The following is a 22,553-nucleotide window of genomic DNA, read 5'->3' as shown; positions in this document are numbered from 1 at the left end:
GCTGCCTCTTAATCTTTTTTACACATCGGGAAGCCCAGCGCCTCGCGGGAGGCGTAGTAGGCTTCGGCGACCATTTTGGTCAGGGTGCGGATGCGCAGGATGTAGCGCTGGCGCTCGGTCACAGAGATCGCTTTGCGGGCATCCAGCAGGTTGAAGCTATGGGCAGCCTTCAGAATGCGCTCATAGGCCGGCAGCGGCAGCGGGTGCTCCAGCTCCAGCAGCATGCGGGCTTCTTTCTCGTACTGTTCAAAGCAGGCGAACAGGAAATCGACGTCAGCGTATTCGAAGTTATAGGTGGACTGCTCCACTTCGTTCTGGTGGAACACGTCGCCGTAGGTGGTTTTACCCAGCGGGCCATCGCTCCACACCAGGTCGTAGACGCTATCGACGCCCTGGATATACATGGCCAGACGCTCTAAGCCGTAGGTGATTTCACCGGTAACAGGCTTACACTCCAGGCCGCCCACCTGCTGGAAGTAGGTGAACTGAGTGACTTCCATACCGTTGAGCCAGACTTCCCAGCCCAGGCCCCAGGCACCCAGGGTCGGGTTTTCCCAGTTATCCTCAACAAAGCGGATATCATGCACGGTGGGATCCAGCCCCAGCGCTTTTAGTGAGCCCAGGTACAGTTCCTGAATGTTGTCCGGTGACGGCTTGATCACGACCTGAAACTGGTAGTAATGCTGCAGTCGGTTCGGGTTTTCGCCGTAGCGGCCATCGGTCGGACGGCGGGACGGTTGTACATAGGCGGTAGCCATCGGCTCTGGGCCCAGCGCTCGCAGGCAGGTCATCGGATGGGAGGTGCCGGCGCCGACTTCCATGTCCAGCGGTTGGACGATGGTGCAGCCCTGGCGCGCCCAATAGTCCTGCAGAGTCAGGATCAGCCCCTGAAAGGTCTTGATATCAAACTTTTGCATGTTGGATGTGTTCGCACGCGTTCAAGTGGATTGAAACAGAAAGGATCAGTATACCGCCTGAGCGTAAGATATACAGCAATAGTGCGACAAGGCACGCTTTTTTAGCCCGCAGGCGCCGCTATTGCGGATTTTACGTGCAAAATATCGCATCAGCGCCGGGCGCGGATGCACTGACAGGGTATGATGCGCTGAAGACTGTTATCGGGAGAACGTATGGACGACCACATGCTGCAGCGCTGTGCCTGGGTTTCGGCCGATCCGCTGTATCTCGCCTATCACGATCATGAGTGGGGTAGGCCGCTCTATGACGGGCGGGCGCTGTTCGAACTGCTGTGTCTGGAGGGGCAGCAGGCCGGGCTCTCCTGGCTGACGGTGCTGAAAAAGCGTCAGCGTTACCGGCAGGCTTTCCATGGTTTTGATCCCGCCAAGGTGGCGGCGATGACGGCAGAGGATATCGCTGACCTGCTGTTGGACCAGGGGCTGATCCGCAACCGGCGCAAGCTGGAGGCGATCGTCACCAATGCCCGGGCCCTGCTGGCGATGGCGCAGCGCGGCGAGGCGTTTTCGGCCTTTATCTGGTCGTTCGTCGGCGGGGCACCGCTGGCGCCGCCGGAGGGCGGATGGCAGGCGCTGACCCACACGTCGGTTTCTGATGCCCTGGCCCGCGCGCTGAAGCAGCGCGGTTTTACCTTTGTCGGCACCACGATCTGCTACGCCTTCATGCAGGCCTGTGGGATGGTGAATGACCATATGCCAGGCTGCTGTCTGTACCATGATGCATCCCCTGTATCTGCATCCGGCCAGGCCCGCTGATACGTCGGCGCTGCTGGCGTTGTGGCTGAAGCTGACGATCCAGGCTCACCCGTCGATACCGCCCGGCTACTGGCGCGCCAGCCTGCCGTGGGTGCGCGATGCCTATCTGCCGGAGGGGCAGACGTGGCTGGCGACCGACCGTGGACGGATCGGCGGTTTTATCTGCATATTGCCTGGCCATCTGCTCGGTGCGCTGTTCGTGGCGCGGCGCTACCGCGGACGCGGCGTGGCACAGCGTCTGATGCATCACGCTAAACGCCACCATCCCTGGCTGCTGCTGGAGGCGTACTGTGCCAACCGGCGGGCGCAGGCTTTTTACCGCCGACAGGGGTTCCACTGCATCGACAGGCAGATTCAGGCGCAGACAGGCCAGGCGGTGGCCACGCTGCTGTGGCAGCGTGGGGCGGTGCTTGAGAAAAGCGAGCGTCTTGATTACACTGCGCGCTCTTCCGTCATGGGGGAGTAGTCTGTCGGTGCGCCAGCGCCGACGCTGACGTCAACAAACTTGGTGTTATCATCATGGCGTCAGCGCCCGTCACGAGATGGGTTGACGAGACCTGTGGCCGGCCAAGGCGCACTCCGGGGTGAGGGCCTGGTCGCGCCATGTGTCTATGAGACTCACCCCGGTATATGTTCCGCTGTGTCCATTATTCTTACTCCGATGAGCTCCGTCGCCCTGGCTGAAATCGGCGATAAAACTCAGCTTTTGACGCTGCTGCTGGTAGCGCGCTTTGGTAAGCCTTTCCTGATCCTGTTGGCAATTATTCTGGCAACGCTGGTTAACCACTACTTTGCTGCCCTGATAGGGGAGCTGGTCACTCAGTTTCTCAGTCCGCAGATTATGCGCTGGATGGTGGCGGCGGGCTTCTTGGCCATGGCCGTGTGGGTACTGTTTCCCGATAAAGATGACGGTGAGATCCGCGGGGGGCATCCCTTCTGGACGTCGCTGGTGGTGTTCTTTCTGGCCGAGATTGGCGATAAGACCCAGATTGCGACCGTCCTGCTGGGCGCGCACTATCAGCATATTACCTGGGTCGTCCTGGGGTCGACGCTAGGGATGGTGCTGGCCAATGCGCCGATGCTGTGGTTCGGTGCTCGGCTGCAGCCCTACCTGAAGAGCGGCTGGGGAAGGCAACTTTCTTCCCTGCTGTTTGCGATTTTAGGAGTTGTTACCCTTATCCTGTGACGTGATTTTTGCTCCACTCATACTGAACCAATGCCCACCGAGCCGGTCAGACGGGGGCAGCGCGACCGCGGCAGGTGCCGCGCATCACGCATCACGCTATCTTGACGTCCCCGGGAGCGGGGACATTTATCGACATTGAGGTTTATTCATGAAAAAAAGCCGTTTTTGCATCGCAGGCCTGATCAGTGCGGCGCTGATCCTATCCGGATGTACCACCAATCCCTATACCGGTGAGTCTCAGGCTGGGAAGTCCGGCGTCGGCGCCGGCTTGGGTGCCCTGCTGGGCGCCGGCGTGGGCGCACTCTCCTCTTCTAAGAGCGATCGTGGTAAGGGGGCGCTGATCGGCGCGGCGGCGGGTGCGGCGCTGGGCGGCGGCATCGGTTATTACATGGATGTACAAGAGGCGAAGCTGCGCGACAAGATGCGCGGTACCGGGGTGAGCGTCACCCGTCAGGGCGATAACATTGTCCTGAATATGCCGAATAACGTGACCTTTGATTCGAATAGCAGCAATCTGAAGCCGGCCGGTGCCAATACGCTGACCGGGGTGGCGATGGTGCTGAAGGAGTACCAGAAAACAGCGGTTAACGTCGTGGGCTATACCGATAGCACCGGTAGCCGCGATCTGAACATGCGCCTGTCACAGCAGCGCGCCGACAGCGTTGCCAGCGCGCTGATCGTGCAGGGCGTGTCCGCGGGACGCATTCGCACCATTGGTATGGGGCCGGCGAACCCGATTGCAACGAACAGCACTGCCGCGGGGAAAGCACAAAACCGCCGCGTGGAAATCACGCTTAGCCCGCTGTAAGGGGCTCAGCCATGGGGTGCCCGGCCTGGTCGGGCAGCTCAGGCGCCGCCTTTGCGCAGCAGATAGCGGTAGGGCGTCTGCTCGATCTCCTGCGCCAGCAGGGCGTGATCCATAAAACGGCAGAAGCCGGGAATATCGCGGGTGGTGGCCGGATCGTCGGCGATGATCAGCAGGGTTTCACCCGCCGCCATATGGCGTACGGCCTTGCGTACCATCATTACCGGCTCCGGGCAGCGCAGGCCCAGAGCGTCTAGGGTTTTGTCCGGATTGGCGAACAGATCGGTCATGGCAGGTCTCTGAATAGCGCCGTTCAGGGCGGTCGCACGAATAAATAATCTAACGTCGCTAGGGCGTATCCCGTCATTGGCTGTGCGCGTCGCTGACGCGCACCGTTACGGGACGCGCCCTAGTGTACCCGGCGCTGCGCAGGCTGCAAAGGGCGTTAACGATTGCGTGAAAAATAACCGTTGCATCGTGGCGAGAGCCGGGTATGATCGCCGCCGCATCCGTTAAGGATGATCGTTTTCTTGGGTTCCCTCACCCCAATAACCAAAAAGGTGACATCGATGTTTAGTTTTACACCGCAGCAGCGGTTTACGGCCCTGTGTTGGCTGTCTCTCTTCCACGTCTTGATTATCACATCAAGCAACTATCTGGTGCAGCTGCCGATCACCGTGTTCGGTTTCCATACCACCTGGGGCGCCTTTACCTTCCCGTTTATCTTTTTGGCGACGGATCTGACCGTGCGTATCTTTGGCGCACCGCTGGCTCGGCGTATTATTTTGGCGGTGATGGTGCCAGCGCTGCTGATCTCCTACTGTGTCTCCGCCCTATTTTTTCAGGGGCAGTGGCAGGGCTTTGCCGCGCTGGGCAGTGTTAACCTGATGGTCGCGCGCATTGCCTGTGCCAGCTTTATGGCCTATGTGCTGGGGCAGATACTGGATGTGCATGTGTTTAACCGCCTGCGGCAGACGCGGGCCTGGTGGGTCGCACCGACCGCCTCAACGCTGTTTGGCAACATCAGCGATACGCTATCGTTTTTCTTTATTGCCTTTTACCGCAGCAGCGACGCGTTTATGGCAACCCACTGGGTAGAGATTGCGCTGGTGGATTATGCATTCAAATTGTTGATTAGCATGGTTTTCTTCTTGCCGATGTACGGCGTTATGCTGAATATGCTGCTGAAGCGGATAGCGTTTCGCCAGCGGCAGGTCTCGCCGGCGTGATTCACGCGGGATGAGGGAGACGAAACGGGGTGCGCGCAGGCGTGCCCCGTTGTCGTTTCGGGATACCGCCGCCGCTAACGGATAACTCAAGTCTATAAAAAATTCATATATATCATTATGATATATAATTTTATTTCGCTTTTTTCTGCGCTATGTTCCTCCACAGGAGAGATCTTTCTGAGGAGAATATTATGTATAGATCTGCACGGATGTATAAATACCTGCTATTGATATGCGCCCTGCTGTCGCCGTTCGCGGCGACGGCGTATTCCGCCGGAGCAGGGCAGCCGCCGGTGGTTTCCCGAGTACATCCGCTGCTGCATGTTCAGGGATACACCTTTCGCGATGCTAACGGCAATGGCCGCCTGGATCCCTATGAGGATTGGCGGCTTTCTGCGGAGCAGCGCAGCGCCGATCTGGTCGCGCGTATGACGCTGTGGGAAAAGGCCGGCATGATGATGATCGATACGTTCCGGGTGGCGCCGCAGGGTGCGATCCCCCAGGAGGAGGCTGCGTTAATCCGTGAGCAGCATATGACGCGCTTCATTTTCCGTAATCCGGTGGTGTCGCAGCCGCAGTCCGGCACCAATCAGCTGACGCCCCGGGAGGTGGCAGAGGCGCTAAATCGGGCCCAGGAGATGGCGGAGCGAACCCCCCACGGCATTCCGGCGCTATTTAAGTCTAACGCCCGCAATCACATTGATCCCCAGGCTCGGGAGGGGATCAATGTGATTAGTGGCGCATTCTCCTCCTGGCCGAAAGAGGCGGGGCTGGCGGCAACCCGAGACATGTCCCTTATCCGTGAGTTTGCCGGGATTATGGCCCAGGAGTGGCGCGCCGTCGGTATTCGCGGCATGTATGGTTACATGATGGATCTGGCGACGGAGCCCCGTTGGTATCGCGTTCATGAAACCTTTACCGAGGATGCCGATCTGATGTCGGACATTGCCCGCCAATTGATCCTGGGGCTGCAGGGCGAACGGCTAGGCCGAGACAGTATCGCGCTGACAGTAAAACATTTTCCCGGCGGGGGGCCGCAGGAGAACGGCGGCGATCCCCACTATGCCTACGGGAAAAATCAGAACTATGCCGGGCAGAATTTTCACTATCATCTGAAGCCCTTTATTACCGCCATTGAGCTCGGCGTATCGGCTATCATGCCCTACTACGGTATTCCCGTCGGCCAGGCGCTGACACCAAACGACGTCGGTATGGCATTCTCGGCCGGCGTCATCACCGGGCTGCTGCGTGAGCAGCTTGGATTCAAGGGATATGTCAATAGCGATACTGGGATTATCGGCGATCGCACATGGGGCATTGAACACCTGCCGGAGCAGGAGCAGATTGCCATCGCGGTCAATGCGGGGACGGATGTCCTTTCGGGCTATCACAGCAATGCCATCGTATATGACACGATTCGCGCGGGAAAAATCAGCCAGGAGCGGGTCGATCTGGCGGTCACCCGGCTGCTGAAAGAGCAGTTTACGCTGGGGCTGTTTGAAAACGCCTATGTCGATCCCGAACGGGCCGCGCAGACGCTGGGAAATAAGGCGTTTCAGGCGCGGGCCTCGCTGGCGCAGCGTAAGTCTATCGTCTTGTTGAAAAATGGCGACGATAGGGCGCCGCTATTACCGCTGAAGCCCGCGCAGACGCTATATGTGGTAGGGATGGATAAGGCGATTGTTGAGGGGTATGGGTTTCGGGTGATCAGCGGCGATCGGCGCGGCGGCGCGCTGCCCGCGATCCCGCCTCAGACGACGCGGGCGATCGTTCGTGTGGTGGTCAGCAATCCCTACGTCGAGGCGCGTCGCTTTGGCGGCGCCGCCGAAGATGAGCTGAATGATCTGGGCTTTAGCGCGATGGCACGGGCTAAAACGTGGCAAATTACGCCGTCGCTGGCCGATATCCAGACGATTATGGCGCGGGTTGGGGCGGCCAACACGATTTTATCCATAAACTATCGCCAGCCGTTTGTGCTAGACCGCGCCAGTGGAATGGATCGCGCCGGCGCTATCCTGGCGACATTTGGCGTTTCCGACCATGCGTTGATGGATGTGCTCAGCGGCCGTTTTAATCCACAGGGGCGCCTCCCCTTTGCGCTGCCTAATCGGGCGCAGGCGGTCGTTAACCAACTCTCCGATATGCCGGGCTACCGTGCCCTGGATACCTGGCGTCCCTACGGCTTTGGCCTGCGCTATCAGTAGGCTGCCGTCTACCCTGTGCCCGGCGCGCAGGGTATTTTTTCCCTGATTCCGCCTTTTCGGGGTTTTACGCTATGCTCTCCTTTTATCTCCCGACAGGAGGCGCACGATGACACCGATCACGCTGTACTCGGCCACTCCGGCCGCGATCTTGGCGCTGTATCGAGCCATTCCGGAGTTTGTTCCGCGCCATTCGCTGGCGGATATACAGCGGCGTCTTGCCGGCCGTCAGGCCTGTCTCCTGATCGCCCGCAGCGGAGGCTGCGACGTGGGATTTAAGGTGGGTTATGCGCTGGATGACCAGACGTTTTACAGCTGGCTTGGCGGCGTTTTACCCGGATGGCGGCGGAAAGGAATCGCTCAAATCCTATTGCGTGCGCAGCAGACGTGGGCGTTAAATCAAGGGTATCGGCGTATTGAGGTAAAAACCCGTAACGGCTTTTCCGCGATGCTGGTGATGTTGATAAATAATGGCTATCACATTATTCAGGTGCAGCCTCAGGACGAGGTTGTCGACTATCGTCTGCGTCTGGTCAGGGATCTGCGTGTAGATGCGGCGTAACATACGGTTACTTGCTTTTTGTTCCGCGATCGGGTGCGATGTGGAATTAGACCTTCGGACAACATAAGGAATTTCCATGGGTAATTTAGTGAAGTTGATCGGCGTCGGGCTGTTGGTTACCGGACTGGCCGCCTGCGATGGCAGCTCCACCGCGGAGACCAACGCACCGGCGCAGGGGGCGAGCGCGACTCAGCCCAGCGTGCCGGCGGGGGCCAAAGTCAGCCTGTTGGACGGTAAGATTGGCTTTACGCTGCCTGCGGGACTGAGCGATCAGACCAGCAAGCTGGGCTCACAGACCAACAATATGTCCGTGTATGCCAATAAAACCGGGCAGCAGGCGGTGATCGTCATTCTGGCGCCGATGCCGCAGGATAACCTGAATACCCTGTCGACCCGCCTGATTGACCAGCAGAAATCACGCGACGCCAGCCTGCAGCTGGTCTCGTCTGAGAGCGTTAAGCTGGGTGGAAAGGCGGTTGAGAAGGTCGTGAGTATGCAGCAGGCGAACGGTCACGCCATCTACTCCAGCATTATCCTCGCCCAGGTCGGCGATCAGCTGATGACCATGCAGATCTCCCTGCCGGGCGATAATCGTCAAGAGGCGGCGAATATCGCCAACGGCGTGCTCGATACCCTCTCCTTTGCCCAATAAGCGTAATCGGAGGGCCGATATGCTATCGGCTCTCCGCCGCGATCGGTGGCGCCTCTGCGACCAGCTGTCCGCTGACCATGCGTTGATGCAGCGTGTGTCCATGCCCGTCCTGCGCCTGCAGCGTCGCATCGACGCCTTGGCGGAACGGCGTGCCGGCCTGCAGCGGTGCGCGTAGCGTCAGCTGCAGATTAATGCCGCCCTGCAGCGCCGTCAGCGCAGGCCAGCCCCAGGCATCCAGCTGACTGACCGGTACGCCGCGCCCGTGGAGCGCCAGCGTTAATAGGCTGTCGCCCTGGCTCAGGGTCGCGCTGGCCTCCAGTAATCCCTTCTGTGAAATCGCGCTGAGATCGCTGACGCGGACGGTACCGCTGTCCGCCTGCAGCGTTGCCGACGGGCGGCGCAGATCCACCTTATTAAAAGTGGCCTCGCTGGCGTTGAACTGCATCTGTCCATGCCAGAGCCCCCAGCGGCGCTGGCGGGCGAGGGTGACATGGCTACCAAAGCCATCCAGTGCCGTTATCTGAAATGGAAAGTCGGGGTTAATATCGACCAACAGGGTACGGCTGAGAGAGAAACGCTGCAGCGTGATCTCCTGCAGCCAGGCGGGCAGCGGGCGCAGCCACAGCGTGCGCCAGGCGGTGGGCAGCGTGTACTCCAGGCCGACGATGGCTAAATCGTTGAGGGTCAGATGGCCGCTGTCACGCTGCCAGTCGCCGCTGGCGCGGAGCAGCGCATTGCTCCAGCGGGTGTTGAACTGGCGCAGCGTGATCCCCTGCGGCGTGAGGTCGGCGCTGAGCAGGGGATCGCTCAGATGCACCGCCCCGAGCACGATATCCGTCGCGTTGAAGGCCAGCGATCCCCGCTGGCTGTGCCAATGGCCATCGGTCAGAGAGACATTGCGCAGGGTGGCATCCAGCCCGCCCAGTGCCCAGTCCTTGCCCTCAAGGCTGGCGCCCAGCAGATCGAGTCGGACGAGCGTCAACGGCGGCAGGAGCTGTAGCGCGTGTAGAAACGGCCGCAGCGCCTGTGGGCTTTGCCAGTGGATCTGGCTCAGACGCAGGCTGTCGATACGCCATGTGCCATCGGCCTGGCGCAACGCCTGCGCCGTCATTTGCCCGTTGGCCACATCGGCGCCCAGGTTATTCAGCCACAGCTGACGATCCCGATACTCCCCCTGAACCAGTACGTTTTTGGCCGGAATATCGCCGATGCTCAGCGCCGCGGCGCTGAACTGAAAGTCGGCCTTGGCGCTGCCGGGACGCAGGGGAACGATGCCGCCGTCTACGTCGGAGGCCTGCAGGGGCCAGTCCGCGTGGGGCCAGCGGATCTGCATATCGTGCAGGCGCAGGGCGGCGGCGCTGATGGGGAGCGATGGTACAGCGTCCTGCGTCAGCGTCAGTTTGCCGCCGCTGAGGCCAATCGCGCTAAAGTGGCGCGGCTCGCTCAGTTGCTGCCAGCCGAAGGTCAGGCGCAGCGTCGCGGACTGGACCAGCGGGGGCTGACCGGCGCGGGCCAGGCTGAATCCGTTAACCTGTATCACCGTTGGCTGACGCAGGGTATGCTGCAGCGCGCTAAGCGTGATGCGGTAGTGGGTATGCTGGTTGACCCAGTCGCTTATCTGGCGGGCCCCCCAGCGGCTCTGTACGATAAAATAGGCTGCCGCCAGCGCCAGCAGGATCAGTACGCAGAGCGCCAGCAGCAGTTTCCCGATAACTTTCATGGTGACTCGTCCTTTCAGTGTTCCGGGGCGGCATACGCGGCCGTGTCCAGGAGGGCATCGATGCCGCTTAAAGGGCGGGATCTATCTGGCCCCGTTCACCGGGCACAGCCTAGTTTATGCCGTAATTATGTCCGAGGCTCAAGGGAAAGCGTCGTGAAAGGCGAAAGCGGGCCTGTTATCAAGCCCGCATAGCGGGGATCAGCGGTGAGTCTCGTGCGGGAAAATCAGATTCAGTACGATAGCGGTGATCCCGCCCGCCGCAATGCCGGAGGAGAGCAGGGTTTTCAGCCATTGAGGGGCGAACTGCAGGATTTCCGGCTGCTGCGATACGCCCAGTCCCACGGCCAGCGACAGCGCCATGATCATGATGGCGCGGCGGTTAAGCGGCTCACGCGAGACGATACGCACCCCTGAGGCGGCGATGGTGCCAAACATCACGATGGTAGCGCCGCCGAGCACCGGCTCGGGTATGTGCTGGACAAACCCGGCGACGGCGGGGAATAGGCCGAGCAGGACCAGCATCAGCGCGACCACGAAGCCGACCTTGCGGCTGGCGACGCCGGTCAGCTGGATCACGCCGTTATTTTGTCCGAAGCAGGAGTTGGGGAAGGTGTTGAAGACGGCGGAGAGCATCGAGTTGAGGCCATTCGCCAGTACCCCCCTTTCAGCCGCTTCATATACAGCGGCCCAGAGACCGGCTGTTCTGAGACATCCGACGTCGCGGTGATATCTCCTATGGTCTCCAGCGAGGTCACCATAAACACCAGCATCAGCGGTATCAGCAGATTCCAGTCGATCCCCAGGCCGTAGTACAGCGGAGTCGGTATTGTGACCAGCGGCGCCGTATTCGGCTGTGCGGCGGACGCCGGCAGCATGTCCATCAGCCAGGCCAGTCCATAGCCGACGGCCATCGCGATCACCAGCGAGGCGACGCGCAGGTAGGGATTGCGCTGGCGGTTGAGCAGGATGATCACCAGCAGCACCGCCCCGGCCAGCAGCAGATTCCGCGGCGCGCCGAAGCTGTGATCGCCCATTGCGCTATAGCCACCGCCGATGGAGATCAGACCGACCTGGATCAGCGACAGCCCGATGATCATCACGACGATGCCGGAGACCAGCGGGGTGATGATGCGGCGCGCCAGATGCAGGAAGCGTGACAGGATAATCTCTGTGCAGGAGGCCAGCATCAGGGTGCCAAACAGCGTCGCCATCATGGTAGGAATATCGGCGCCGCCGTTTTTTAGCGCCATACCGCCCATGATCAGCGGCGTGACAAAGTTAAAGCTGGTGCCCTGAATCGACAGCAGGCCAGAGCCGACGGGGCCCCAGGTTTTGATCTGGAGCAGGGAGGCGAGCCCAGAGGCGAACAGCGACATGCTGATGATGTGCTGGGTATCCTGCGCCGGCAGACCGAGCGCCTGACAGATCAACAGGGCCGGGGTGATGACGGCGACGAACATCGCTAACAGATGTTGGCAGGCGGCAAACAGGGTCTGCGCCAGCGGCGGGCAGTCATCCAGGCGATAGATCAGTTCGCTGCTGGTCGCCGGGGGCGTAGCCGGTTGGGCCATCGGATCGAGGTCGGTCGTTTGAGTGGTCATGTGTGCGGGCATCCAGGATCAACAATGGGCGCATTTTAATGATCTTTGCCACAAAAGCAATCGTTTGCGTTGAGTGTGTTGCCACTTTTTTGTGGCTTTTATTCCGCGTAGTTTTTTCGATAAAAGCTTGCCGCACTACAACCTTTGTCATTAAATTGTCAGGTTACTGAGCTGCGAAAAAACGGTGAAATTATATAACTTTCTGAAATATAAAAATTATATGGAGTACCTGAATGTATCATTTGGATATTTATGGCACGTTGGTTGCCGCGACGCTGGTGCTGCTGTTGGGGCGCCAGATGGTGCAAAAAATACCTCTGTTGACCAAATACACCATTCCTGAACCCGTAGCCGGCGGGCTATTGGTTGCCCTGGCCCTGCTAATCCTGAAAAAAAGCATCGGTTTTGAAGTCGACTTCGACATGTCGTTGAAGGATCCGTTGATGCTGGCTTTCTTTGCCACCATTGGTCTGAATGCCAACCTGGCCAGCCTACGCGCCGGGGGCAAGGCGCTGAGTATTTTCCTGTTTGTGGTGGTTGGGCTGCTGATCGTACAGAACGCCATCGGGATCAGCATGGCGAAACTGATGGGGCTGGATCCGCTGATGGGACTGTTGGCAGGCTCTATAACGCTGTCCGGCGGCCACGGTACCGGCGCGGCCTGGAGCAAGCTGTTTATTGAGCGCTACGGTTTTCAGAATGCGACCGAAGTGGCGATGGCCTGCGCGACCTTCGGGCTGGTGCTGGGCGGCCTGATCGGCGGTCCGGTCGCGCGCTACCTGGTTAAGCACTCTTCGACGCCGGACGGCACGCCGGATGACAACGCGGTGCCCAGCGCCTTTGAGAAGCCGCAGAGTGGGCGCATGATCACCTCGCTGGTGCTGATTGAAACCCTGGCGCTGATCGTCATCTGCCTGACGGTCGGCCAGCTGATCGCCGGGTGGCTGCGCGGCTCGGCGCTGGAGCTGCCGACCTTCGTCTGCGTGCTGTTTGTCGGGGTTATCTTAAGCAATACTCTGTCAAAAATCGGCTTTTATCAGGTGTTCGAGCGCGCCGTCTCGGTATTGGGCAACGTCAGCCTGTCGCTGTTCCTGGCGATGGCGCTGATGAGCCTGAAGTTGTGGGAGCTGGCCTCGCTGGCGTTGCCGATGCTGGCGATCCTGGCTGTGCAGACGCTGGTGATGGCGCTGTACGCCATTTTCGTCACCTATCGGGTGATGGGAAAGAACTACGACGCGGCGGTTCTGGCGGCGGGGCACTGTGGTTTTGGGCTAGGCGCTACGCCGACGGCCATCGCCAACATGCAGGCCATCACCGAGCGCTTTGGCCCTTCCCATTTGGCGTTCTTGGTGGTGCCGATGGTCGGCGCCTTCTTTATCGATATTGCCAACGCCATCATTATTAAGCTGTATTTAATGCTGCCGCTGTTTGCACAGGCGATCGGCTAAGGCGGATCGGCGCAGCTCAGGCGTTGGAGTAGCGGCTGCCGGCGGGCAGCCAGCGTTCGATCAGGGTGCGGGCGTGCTGTGGATAGGCGCTGTGCAGATGGCGAGCGATACGCTGGACTTCGGGTATCAGTGCCTGATCGCGCAGCAGGTCAGCGACGCGGAATTCGGCGTTGCCGGTTTGGCGGGTGCCCAACATCTCGCCGGGGCCGCGGATCTCCAGATCGCGCTGGGCAATAACAAAACCATCATTGCTGTCGCGCAGCACCTGCAGGCGCCGCTGCGCCGTCTGGCTCAGCGGCGCCTTGTATAGCAAAACACAGTGGGAGGCGATCGCACCACGCCCGACGCGTCCACGCAGCTGGTGCAGCTGCGCCAGTCCCAGCCGCTCGGGGTTTTCAATGATCATCAGGCTGGCGTTAGGGACATCGACCCCGACCTCGATCACCGTGGTGGCCACCAGCAGATCGACCTCGCCCGCCTTGAATTGCGCCATGACCCGCTGTTTATCCGCCGCCTTCATCCGGCCATGCACCAGCGCAATACGTAGCTCTGGAAGCTGCTGAATAAGGGCCTCAGCCGTAGCTTCGGCCGCCTGGGCCTCCAGGAGATCGGACTCTTCAATCAGGGTGCAGACCCAGTAGGCCTGGCGCTTCTCCTCCAGACAGGCGTGCCGTACCCGATCCAGGATCTGCTGGCGTCGAGTATCGGCGATGGCCACGGTGGTGACCGGAGTTCGTCCCGGCGGTAGCTCATCGATGACCGAGGTATCCAGATCGGCATAGGCGGTCATCGCCAGGGTGCGCGGGATCGGGGTGGCGGTCATGATCAGCTGGTGCGGGTGGAACCCCTGCGCCTCGCCCTTTTCCCACAGGGCCAGCCGCTGATGCACCCCAAAGCGGTGCTGCTCGTCGATAATAACCAGGGCCAGACCGGCAAACTGCACCTGCTCCTGAAACAGGGCGTGGGTCCCGACCACCATGTTTACCTCGCCGGCGGCAATGGCCGCCATCTGTGTCTGGCGCGCCTTGCCCTTCTGTTTCCCGGCCAGCCAGCCAACGCTTAAGCCCAGCGGGGCGAACCACTGGCGGAAGGTGGCGGCATGCTGTTCAGCCAGCAGCTCGGTGGGCGCCATCAGCGCCACCTGGTGGCCATGGGCGATGGCGCGCAGCGCCGCCAGGGCGGCGACCAGGGTTTTACCGCAGCCGACGTCGCCCTGTACCAGGCGCATCATCGGCACGCTTTTGGCCATGTCCGCCTCAATATCGCTCAGTACCCGCCGCTGGGCGGCGGTGGGGGTAAAGGGTAGCGCCGCGAGAAAACGGTGTTTGAGATGGTCATCGGTTGCCAAGGCTAGCGCGCGATGGCGCTGATTGCCGGCGCGCACCGCCAGCATGCTGAGGTGATGCGCCAGGAGCTCTTCCAGAATCAGGCGCCGCTGGGCGGGATGGCGCCCCTGTGCCAGATCCTCTTGATGGATGTCCGGCGGTGGGCGGTGCAGGGTGCGCAGCGCATCGGGCAGGCTAAGGAGTCCTTGCTTTAGGGTATCGGGCAGCAGCTCCGGGATAGGGGTGATATCGAGCAGCGCCAGCGCCTGATCGCTCAGCTTGCGCAGCGTGGCCTGGCGGACGCCTTCGGTGGTCGGATAGACCGGCGTCAGCGCCTCCTGCAGCGCCGGTGTGGCGTCGTCACCCTGTATACGGTATTCGGGATGGATTATCTCTGCGCCGTGGTGTCCGCGCTTGATCTCGCCGTAGGCCAGCACCCGTTTACCCGGCGCGAGGCTATTCTTCATGGCGGCGCTGAAGTTGAAAAAGCGCAGGGTCAGCAGGCCTGAGCCATCGCTGATTTGGCTGGTCAGCATGCGACGGCGCCCAAAGGCGACGTCGGTACGCAGGACCTCGCCCTCCACCGTCACCGTGATCCCGGGCTGCAGCTCACCGATGCGATACAGGCGGGTGCGATCTTCGTAGCGCAGCGGTAGATGCAACAACAGATCCTGTATGGTGACCAGCCCGAGCTTGGCCAGCTTTCCCGCCTGGCTGGCGCCGACGCCGGAGAGCGAGGTCAGCGGAACGGCATCGAGCAGCTGGCCTTGCATATCAGCTCCGGGCGGCCTGCATGGCGTCCCACCAGGCCTGGGGGGCGTCGATCTGCCCATCGTCGCCGATGCGCGGACGCGCCAGGCCCTTGCGCCGGGCGACGCTGGCTAAGACCGGATAGCCGCCTTCCCACAGCAGGCGCTGCTGCTCCTCTTCGCTCAGAGAGGGCTGGCTGCGGCCATACATGCCGGCCTGCTGGCGCTGACGCTGTGCCTCATACAGGATCAGCGCGCTGGCGACGGAGACATTGAGCGACTGCACCATGCCGACCATCGGAATGATGATATCGCGATCGGCCAGCTGCAATGCTTCGGCGCTGATGCCGCGTTTTTCCTGTCCCATCAGGATGCAGGTCGGTCGGGTGTAGTCTATCTCGCGAAAATCAACGGCGGTGGCTGAGAGGTTGGTGGCCAGGATCTGCATGCCCTGACCTTTCAGCTCGCCGACGGCGGTGGCAATATCTCGGTGGGTTTTAACGCTGACCCAGCTGTTGCTGCCGGCGGCGGTGGAGACCAGGGTGCGCATGCTTTTGCCCGGCCAGACGGCGTGGACCTGATGGACGCCGACGGCGTCTGCGGTGCGGATCACGGCGGAGACGTTGTGCGGTTTGTGAACCTGCTCCATGCAGACCGTCAGATCCGGCTGGCGTGCCGCCATCATCTGACAGATCCGCGCATAGCGTTGTGGGGTCATGGCGGTTAGTTTCTGTTTCGGGTGACTTTAATGACATCCGGCATGATGCGGATTTTGCGCATGATATTGGCCAGATGCACGCGATCGCGGGTGGTCAGGCGAATATAAACGGAGTAGACGCGCCCGTCTTTCTCTTCGGTGTTCATGCTCTGAATATTGGAGGCCGTCGCGTTGATCGCCGCCGTCAGGTTGGCCAGCGCCCCCTGGTGGTTGAACATATCAACCTTAATTTCGGCGATAAACTCTTGATCGATTTCCTTATCCCACTCCACCGGCATGAACTTTTCCGGCTCTTTCTGATAGCCGCGGATGTTACGGCAGGACTCATGGTGAATAACCAGGCCTTTGCCGGGGCTGACGTGGGCGATGATCGGATCGCCAGGAATGGGGCGGCAGCACTTGGCAAAGGTCAGCAGCACGCCATCGGCGCCCTTGATCGGCAGCTTACGGCCGCCCGGCGGCGTATCCTGTTCACCCAGCAGATTGCGCGCCACCACGACGCTCATCGCGTTGCCCAGCCCGATCTCCGCCAAGAGGTCGTCCAGCGACTGCAGCTTCATGCGCTCCAGCTCGCGCTGGATGTTGGGCGCAGGAATACTGGCCAGCTTGCGGCCGTTGCCCAGCGCGTGGGTCAACAGGCGGCGCCCCAGGCTAACGGAGTCATCGCGCTTGAGGTTTTTCAGCATTTGGCGGATCTTGGCCCGCGCCTTAGAGCTGACCACAAAGTTCAGCCAGGCGGCGTTGGGTCTGGCGCCTGGCGCGGTGATCACTTCTATGGTTTGGCCGCTGCTCAGGGCCTGAGACAGCGGGTAGGGTTGGCGATCGACGCGGGCGCCGACGCAGGCGTGGCCGATGTCGGTATGCACCGCATAGGCGAAGTCGACCGGCGTGGCGCCGGCCGGCAGTTCGACGATGCGCCCTTCGGGGGTAAAAACGTAGATTTCGTCGGGGAACAGATCCGACTTTACGCTTTCGATGAATTCAAAGGAGTTTCCGGCGCTCTGCTGCAGCTCCAGCAGGCTCTGCATCCAGCGCTGGGCACGGATCTGGGCGGTGGTGCTCGACTCGCCCTCTTTATACGCCCAGTGGGCGGCGACCCCCATCTCGGCCATCTGATCCATATCTTCGGTGCGGATCTGTACCTCGACCGGCACGCCGTGCGGCCCGATCAGCGAGGTGTGCAGCGACTGGTAGCCGTTAGCCTTGGGAATGGCGATGTAATCCTTCACCCGCCCCGGGCGCGGTTTGTACAGACTGTGCACCTGGCCGAGCACCCGATAGCAGGTATCCACGTCCTTGACGATGACGCGAAAGGCGTAGATATCCATGATGGAGTGGAAGCGCTGCTCTTTGAGGTGCATCTTGCGGTAGATGGAGTAGAGGTGTTTCTCACGGCCGTTGACCTGGCAGGCCATGCCGGCCTCGGTCAGGCGCCCGTCGATCTCCGCCAGGATTTTTTGGATCATCTCCTTGCGGTTGCCGCGCGCGGCCTTCACCACCTCTTTGATCACCCGGTAACGATTGGGATACAGGGCCTCAAAGCCCAGCTCTTCCAGCTCGGTTTTCAGGTGATGAATACCCAGGCGGTGAGCCAGCGGGCTGTAGATCTCCAGGGTTTCACGCGCGATGCGGCGACGTTTGTCAGGACGCAGCGAACCCAGGGTACGCATATTGTGGGTGCGATCGGCCAGCTTGATCAGAATGACGCGGATGTCCTGCACCATCGCCATGATCATCTTGCGGAAGTTTTCCGCCTGGGCCTCTTTTTTATCGCGAAACTTCAGCTTGTCGAGCTTGGATACCCCCTCCACCAGTTCGGCGACGCTCTTGCCGAACAGCTGTTCCATATCCTGGTAGGTAGCGGGGGTATCTTCGATGACGTCGTGTAACAGGGCGGCCATCAGCGTCTCATAGTCGAGACGCATTTCGGCCAGAATGCAGGCCACCGCGACCGGGTGGGTGATATAGGGCTCACCGCTGGAGCGCGTTTGTCCCTCGTGCGCATCGCGCGCGACCAGATAGGCCTGCTTCAGGCGTTTGATCTGCTCTTCCGGCAGGTATTTTTGAATCAGGAGATTCAGACTTTCAAACAGATACAAAGGCTGCCCTTGAGGTTAATTAACGACGACCTTCCGCAATGGCGGTTACCGCCTGCAGCTCGGCAGCTTCCTGCTCCTGCTGCTCCTGACGCTCACGCACGTCGAGGATCTGGTTGTTGATCAGACCTTCTTCGATTTCGCGCAGGGCGATAACCGTGGTCTTATCGTTCTCTTCCGGAACCAGCGGCTCTTTGCCGCCCGTCTGCATCTGGCGCGCGCGACGGGCTGCGACCAACACCAGGTCAAAACGGTTACCAATTTTCTCTACAGCGTCTTGAACAGTTACGCGTGCCATAAAAGTGCTACTCCACAGGTGAAGAAATGACTGGGCATGATACTGAAACTGGGCTCAGTCTGCCAATAATTTGCTGATTAAAGCATCATGACGCAGCTGCTGACGCTCGCGGCGCAGGCGTTCGGCGCGGATGATTGTGCGCAGATCCTGCAGCGCGACGTCGAAGTCGTCGTTGATGATGAGGTAGTCGTACTCGCTATAGTGCGACATTTCGCTGACCGCCTTGGCCATACGCCCGGCGATGACGTCATCGCTGTCCTGGCCGCGGCCGTGCAGACGGCGCGCCAGCTCCTCGCGCGACGGCGGCAGAATGAAGATGCTGCGGGCCTGCGGCATCTTGCTGCGCACCTGGCGGGCGCCCTGCCAGTCGATATCGAGGAAAACATCGATCCCCTGCGCCAGAACCTTTTCAATCGCCTGACGCGAGGTGCCATAGTAGTTGCCAAAAACTTCGGCGTGCTCCAGGAAATCATCGCGGGCGATCATTGCCTTGAACTCGTCCACAGAGACAAAGTAGTAATGCTCACCGTGCTGTTCGCCCGGACGGCTGGCGCGCGTGGTGTGCGAGACGGAAACCCGGGAGTCGTAGGTCGGCTGCGTTTTCAGCAGGGCCTGGATCAGGCTGGATTTGCCAGCGCCGCTCGGCGCGGAAACGATATAGAGCGTACCTTGTACCATGTGTCTGTCTTATCAGCGTGTAAAAGAGCGAAATATAGCAATATATCCGCTCATTATACACGGCTCCGCCGCCGGTTGCAGCGCTCTCGTTGCGCCGACGCAGATTTCACGCCGCTCGGACTATTCGCGCTCCGGCTGTTTATAGTCGAAAACCGGCAGGCTCAGATGGAAGCGCAGCGCCAGCAGACGGGCGCTAAAGCCGGCCACCAGGGTGATGATCACCGTGAGATCCTGCGGTACCTGCAGGTATAGCAGTCCCAGATAGAGCCAGGCGGCGGCAAACGAGATCCCTGCGTACAGCTCTTTCTGAAAGACGAGGGGGATCTGATTGCAGAACAGATCGCGCAGAACGCCGCCGAACACCCCGGTGACGACGGCGGCGATGACCGCGACGATAGGGCCATGCCCCATCTCCAGCGCGACCTGGGCTCCGATGATGGAAAAGACGATCAGGCCGACGGCGTCGAGCAGCAGAAATAGGCGACGCAGATGCGACATCAGCGGCGCCACCCAGGTGGTCAGCACGGCGGCACAGGCGACGATCACAATGTTTTCCGGGTGTTTGACCCAGCTCAGCGGGTAGTGCCCCAGCAGCATATCGCGTACCGAGCCGCCGCCGATGGCGGTGGCCGAAGCGATGATGATCACCCCGAAGGTGTCCATTTGGCGACGTCCCGCCGCCAGCGCGCCGGTCATCGCCTCTGCGGTAATGCCGACAATATAGAGAATGCTCAGTAACATAATGGGTATGCTCGTCCGTAAAGCCAGGGAAGAGGTCGAAAGTGGGCAGGATAGTCAGCCTGGGCGGGCTGCGCGACTGAGTTTTTCTAAGGTATGCCGTTTCGAATTAATTTTTCTAATGTATATATGCCTTATTTGTGGCTTTGATTGCGTATTTTATATTTGATATAGATTAGTTTTTTTAGTGGTTAACTGGCGAGGGTGAGCCACGCCGCCGGAGGTGGGCCGCGGCAGCGCGTTGGTCACAATAGAAAAAAAGCCATTTCAACAATGGCTTTTTAGCATGCTTCAGCGGGGCGGACGCATCGTCCGCCGGCCGCTTTGGATCTGAATATTGAGTGATTGTGTGTTTGCGTTGATTTTATTATGTTTTTAATAATCTATTTTTTCGTTAAGTACACTCTTAAGTACACGAGAAAAGAAAGTGTTCATTGCAGTTGGGGAAATCGGTTCAGTAAGATGAAGTAGCAAGTGCGGATTGTTGGCATACTTTACATTTTGCAATTTTAAGAGAGGGCTCAGTAAGGCCTCCTCCTTGCCATTCTGTATGAAAATGTTGGAAAGAGCCTCCACTTTGCCAATGAGAGCCGCCCCAGTTAGAACCTTTATCTAGTATTGCCAGAGTTTCTACAATCTCGCAATTCGGACATTTTAGTGTATATGTCGATTTATCTATGATTCCCAAATGTCTTCCTTAGCACGTAGCTTAATGCTCTCAGAGCAGAATCGTGTTTAACGAATTTAGTTTGCACCATGAGATTTTGTAGGTGCTGCACTAACTGGTCAACGTTTTCTTACCTAATCGCATGGTTTTGTACTCGATCGATGAGTGCTTTGGTCATATCGGTATCAGGTTCTGCTCGAATTCAGTTTCTGAGTGTGTATTGTTCTGACTAAAACATAAAAACGGCTACTAATTATATGCTTATCATCAGCATTGACAAGCTTGTGAATCGGTTACTTTTTTAATACCACTTGACAAATATCGAAAAATGCAAGATTATTGCTAGGTATTTCACCAAATCCCATCAGGGGCTACGTAACTCTACGCATGAGGTCTTTTTTGTAATGAAGCAACCGTGGGAGCTAAACCCAGCTCTAACAATAGAGCGACTTAAACAACTTGCATCCCTAATTCGAAATGTCAGGGATGATGTGATTGATTTACATAATGAAGAGCTTGGTGATTCTGCTCGTTCAACTGGGCTGAGGGCCTATGAATGTTGCCGAACGAGGATAATTCGTGCTGCAACTCAATATGAAGAGTGGCCCTGGCTTGGCATAGTGAAAGACGATGGGAAATTTACCTTTTCTATTGATTCAGTGCCAGTCCGTTTGTACCGGGGAGGCCCTAATCGCCCGGAAGAGCGCAGGCTGATACCTTGCGTAGAAGCGCTGAGTCAGATGAGTTTATTGCCTGTTGAAGTAGGCAACGCTGCTTCAGTTATTTGGTTTTTTGCTGTTGAAGTTGATGATTTCCGCTATGTTGAGCGTGTAACCTTTACTGGCTTTTTAGAAGGCGTGCAGGTTTCATGCTGGGAAATTCCTTTGGATGAAAGAGTTCCTGCTTTCAGCTCCATTGATACCGAATTACCTGAGCCAGTCAAAACTCAGAAAGCATCAATCTCTGTTAAAAGGAAAGATAAAAAGGCCGAGAATGATGACTCGAATAATGGTTCGTAAGTTATGGCTATAGAATTTTATGGCGAGCGGCTTCGGCTCGCTCGTTTGTTAAAAGGGTATACTCTGCAAGAGCTTGGTGATGCTGTTTGCGTGACCCGGCAAAGTATACATCAGTACGAAAGTGACGTTCGGGCACCAGCTGATGACGTGCGGAATGCATTGGCAGAGTTTCTTCAGGTTTCCACCGATTTCTTCGGGATACCTCTTTCTGGTGACGTTAAGCCAGAGCAATGCCATTTTCGTAAAAGACAGACAACGCCTGCAGGTGTTAAAGAGCGGGTTCAGGCATACAGTACTATTCTTGAGCAACTCGTTGCTGAGCTGCATGAACACCTAGATATGCCCGAGAACGGTTTTAATTTGATTGATAATAGTAAGATTGTAGAATTAACACCTCCATTGATAGAAAAGATTGCTGAGGGGGCCCGTATTCGTTGGGGGCTAACACCTGATGCCCCTATAGATAATATGGTTAACGTTGTTGAAAATCAGGGAGCAATTGTTACCTGTTTTGATGGCGTGTCTGAAAAAGTTGATGCTTTATCTGTTAATAGAAAATTCCCTATAATAATTCGCAACACTGCGAAAGAAAGTGCCTGCCGAATGCGTTTTGACTTGGCTCATGAATGTGGTCATTTAATAATGCATGATGGTATTGAGACTGGATGTAAAAAAACAGAGCGAGAGGCTGATGCTTTTGCTAGTGCTTTCTTATTTCCTAGAAAGTCTTTTGCCAGAGAATTTCCGTCCTGCTTAGGTGTTGGCGGAATGATTGACTGGAAAAAAGTGTATGCTTTAAAAGCTCGATGGAAAGTTAGTGCTAAAGCAATTATTTATAGAGCACATTTCTTGGGATTTATTAACGCCCAGCAATATAGAAGCGCTAATGTTTGGTTCAGTCAAACACGACAAACGAAAAAAGAAAAACTGGACGATCAAATTCCATTAGAAGAACCTCATGTTCTTGAGGAAAGTTTAACTATTTTGAAAGAACATCTGGGTATATCTTTCGGCATGTTAGCTGAAAAGATTAAAATCAAACCAGAATTATTGGCAGATATATCAGGTGTTAAATACGTACCTGACATAGATGATGGCTATGACGATATTGTTGTTCCATTCAAGTTTTGA

At 58.2% G+C, this 22,553-nt stretch carries 20 protein-coding genes, 1 pseudogene and 1 riboswitch; of the genes and pseudogenes, 11 read left to right on the top strand and 10 right to left on the bottom strand.

What is annotated here, in order from left to right:
- Positions 1–8: 8 nt before the first annotated feature.
- Positions 9–917 carry a glycine--tRNA ligase subunit alpha gene (glyQ, locus tag QY76_RS02690; RefSeq protein ID WP_012846896.1) on the bottom strand — a complete coding sequence of 303 codons (909 nt, stop codon included), beginning with the start codon at positions 915–917 and terminating at the stop codon, positions 9–11.
- A 213-nt stretch (positions 918–1,130) separates the two neighbouring features.
- On the opposite strand from glyQ, the gene QY76_RS02685 reads away from it, so the two are divergent.
- The 4 genes from QY76_RS02685 (at position 1,131) to QY76_RS02670 (ending at position 3,724) form a co-directional block, all read left to right on the top strand.
- The gene (locus QY76_RS02685; RefSeq protein WP_045426574.1) at positions 1,131–1,730 is read left to right on the top strand and encodes a DNA-3-methyladenine glycosylase I; all 600 of its coding nucleotides are present in this window, start codon (positions 1,131–1,133) and stop codon (positions 1,728–1,730) included.
- The gene (locus QY76_RS02680; protein ID WP_034164481.1) at positions 1,690–2,196 is read left to right on the top strand and encodes an N-acetyltransferase; all 507 of its coding nucleotides are present in this window, start codon (positions 1,690–1,692) and stop codon (positions 2,194–2,196) included. Before QY76_RS02685 ends, QY76_RS02680 begins: the two co-directional genes overlap by 41 nt.
- Positions 2,176–2,278, top strand: a riboswitch (yybP-ykoY riboswitch). (Overlaps the previous gene by 21 nt.)
- Before the next feature lie 92 nt (positions 2,279–2,370).
- Entirely contained in the window at positions 2,371–2,916 is a 546-nt protein-coding gene (locus tag QY76_RS02675; RefSeq protein WP_235439441.1) for a TMEM165/GDT1 family protein, read from the top strand.
- A gap of 148 nt (positions 2,917–3,064) precedes the next feature.
- A complete protein-coding gene (locus QY76_RS02670; RefSeq protein WP_012846900.1) occupies positions 3,065–3,724 on the top strand; it encodes an OmpA family lipoprotein in 660 nt (219 codons plus the stop codon).
- Positions 3,725–3,762: 38 nt separating this feature from the next.
- Here the strand turns inward: QY76_RS02670 and tusA are convergent, their stop codons facing one another.
- Entirely contained in the window at positions 3,763–4,011 is a 249-nt protein-coding gene (gene tusA, locus QY76_RS02665; protein ID WP_014524145.1) for a sulfurtransferase TusA, read from the bottom strand.
- A 279-nt stretch (positions 4,012–4,290) separates the two neighbouring features.
- Between tusA and QY76_RS02660 the strand changes: the two genes are divergently transcribed.
- From QY76_RS02660 to QY76_RS02645, 4 genes are all read left to right on the top strand, one after another.
- Complete coding sequence (locus QY76_RS02660) at positions 4,291–4,950, top strand: 7-cyano-7-deazaguanine/7-aminomethyl-7-deazaguanine transporter (RefSeq protein ID WP_034164483.1); 660 nt, start codon at positions 4,291–4,293, stop codon at positions 4,948–4,950.
- Positions 4,951–5,141: 191 nt separating this feature from the next.
- Positions 5,142–7,154, top strand: coding sequence for a glycoside hydrolase family 3 protein (locus tag QY76_RS02655; RefSeq protein WP_235439440.1), 2,013 nt, complete (start codon positions 5,142–5,144; stop codon positions 7,152–7,154).
- A 106-nt stretch (positions 7,155–7,260) separates the two neighbouring features.
- Positions 7,261–7,713, top strand: a complete 453-nt coding sequence (locus QY76_RS02650) for a GNAT family N-acetyltransferase (protein WP_034164485.1) — start codon at positions 7,261–7,263, stop codon at positions 7,711–7,713.
- Between the two features lie 76 nt (positions 7,714–7,789).
- Entirely contained in the window at positions 7,790–8,365 is a 576-nt protein-coding gene (locus QY76_RS02645) for a DcrB family lipoprotein (protein WP_034164486.1), read from the top strand.
- A gap of 22 nt (positions 8,366–8,387) precedes the next feature.
- On the opposite strand, the gene QY76_RS02640 is transcribed toward QY76_RS02645, so the two are convergent.
- Together QY76_RS02640 and QY76_RS02635 are read right to left on the bottom strand one after the other, a co-directional pair.
- Positions 8,388–10,085, bottom strand: coding sequence for an AsmA family protein (locus tag QY76_RS02640; RefSeq protein ID WP_045426567.1), 1,698 nt, complete (start codon positions 10,083–10,085; stop codon positions 8,388–8,390).
- 198 nt (positions 10,086–10,283) lie between these two features.
- Positions 10,284–11,686, bottom strand: a pseudogene (locus tag QY76_RS02635) (NCS2 family protein).
- Positions 11,687–11,919: 233 nt separating this feature from the next.
- Here QY76_RS02635 and gltS point away from each other — a divergent pair.
- Positions 11,920–13,134 carry a sodium/glutamate symporter gene (gltS, locus tag QY76_RS02630; protein ID WP_012846909.1) on the top strand — a complete coding sequence of 405 codons (1,215 nt, stop codon included), beginning with the start codon at positions 11,920–11,922 and terminating at the stop codon, positions 13,132–13,134.
- Positions 13,135–13,150: 16 nt separating this feature from the next.
- Here the strand turns inward: gltS and recG are convergent, their stop codons facing one another.
- The 6 genes from recG to QY76_RS02600 all read right to left on the bottom strand — a co-directional run bounded on the left by recG (position 13,151) and on the right by QY76_RS02600 (position 19,739).
- On the bottom strand, positions 13,151–15,232 hold the full coding sequence (recG, locus tag QY76_RS02625) for an ATP-dependent DNA helicase RecG (protein ID WP_045426564.1): 2,082 nt from the start codon (positions 15,230–15,232) through the stop codon (positions 13,151–13,153).
- Between the two features lies 1 nt (position 15,233).
- Positions 15,234–15,926, bottom strand: coding sequence for a tRNA (guanosine(18)-2'-O)-methyltransferase TrmH (gene trmH / locus QY76_RS02620; RefSeq protein WP_034164490.1), 693 nt, complete (start codon positions 15,924–15,926; stop codon positions 15,234–15,236).
- A 5-nt stretch (positions 15,927–15,931) separates the two neighbouring features.
- The gene (gene spoT / locus QY76_RS02615; RefSeq protein WP_012846912.1) at positions 15,932–18,025 is read right to left on the bottom strand and encodes a bifunctional GTP diphosphokinase/guanosine-3',5'-bis pyrophosphate 3'-pyrophosphohydrolase; all 2,094 of its coding nucleotides are present in this window, start codon (positions 18,023–18,025) and stop codon (positions 15,932–15,934) included.
- Positions 18,026–18,044: 19 nt separating this feature from the next.
- Complete coding sequence (gene rpoZ, locus QY76_RS02610) at positions 18,045–18,320, bottom strand: DNA-directed RNA polymerase subunit omega (RefSeq protein ID WP_005291030.1); 276 nt, start codon at positions 18,318–18,320, stop codon at positions 18,045–18,047.
- Between the two features lie 54 nt (positions 18,321–18,374).
- Entirely contained in the window at positions 18,375–18,998 is a 624-nt protein-coding gene (gene gmk, locus QY76_RS02605) for a guanylate kinase (protein ID WP_012846913.1), read from the bottom strand.
- A gap of 120 nt (positions 18,999–19,118) precedes the next feature.
- Positions 19,119–19,739, bottom strand: coding sequence for a trimeric intracellular cation channel family protein (locus QY76_RS02600; RefSeq protein ID WP_012846914.1), 621 nt, complete (start codon positions 19,737–19,739; stop codon positions 19,119–19,121).
- Positions 19,740–20,807: 1,068 nt separating this feature from the next.
- Here QY76_RS02600 and QY76_RS19150 point away from each other — a divergent pair.
- Together QY76_RS19150 and QY76_RS02595 are read left to right on the top strand one after the other, a co-directional pair.
- Complete coding sequence (locus QY76_RS19150) at positions 20,808–21,422, top strand: hypothetical protein (protein WP_223862641.1); 615 nt, start codon at positions 20,808–20,810, stop codon at positions 21,420–21,422.
- 3 nt (positions 21,423–21,425) lie between these two features.
- A complete protein-coding gene (locus QY76_RS02595; protein WP_032175747.1) occupies positions 21,426–22,553 on the top strand; it encodes an ImmA/IrrE family metallo-endopeptidase in 1,128 nt (375 codons plus the stop codon).

This window comes from Edwardsiella sp. EA181011 (assembly GCF_000800725.1).
Classification (GTDB): Bacteria; Pseudomonadota; Gammaproteobacteria; order Enterobacterales; family Enterobacteriaceae; genus Edwardsiella; species Edwardsiella anguillarum.
Note: the sequence above shows the minus strand (reverse complement) of the source record. Positions and strands in the feature narration are given on the sequence as shown.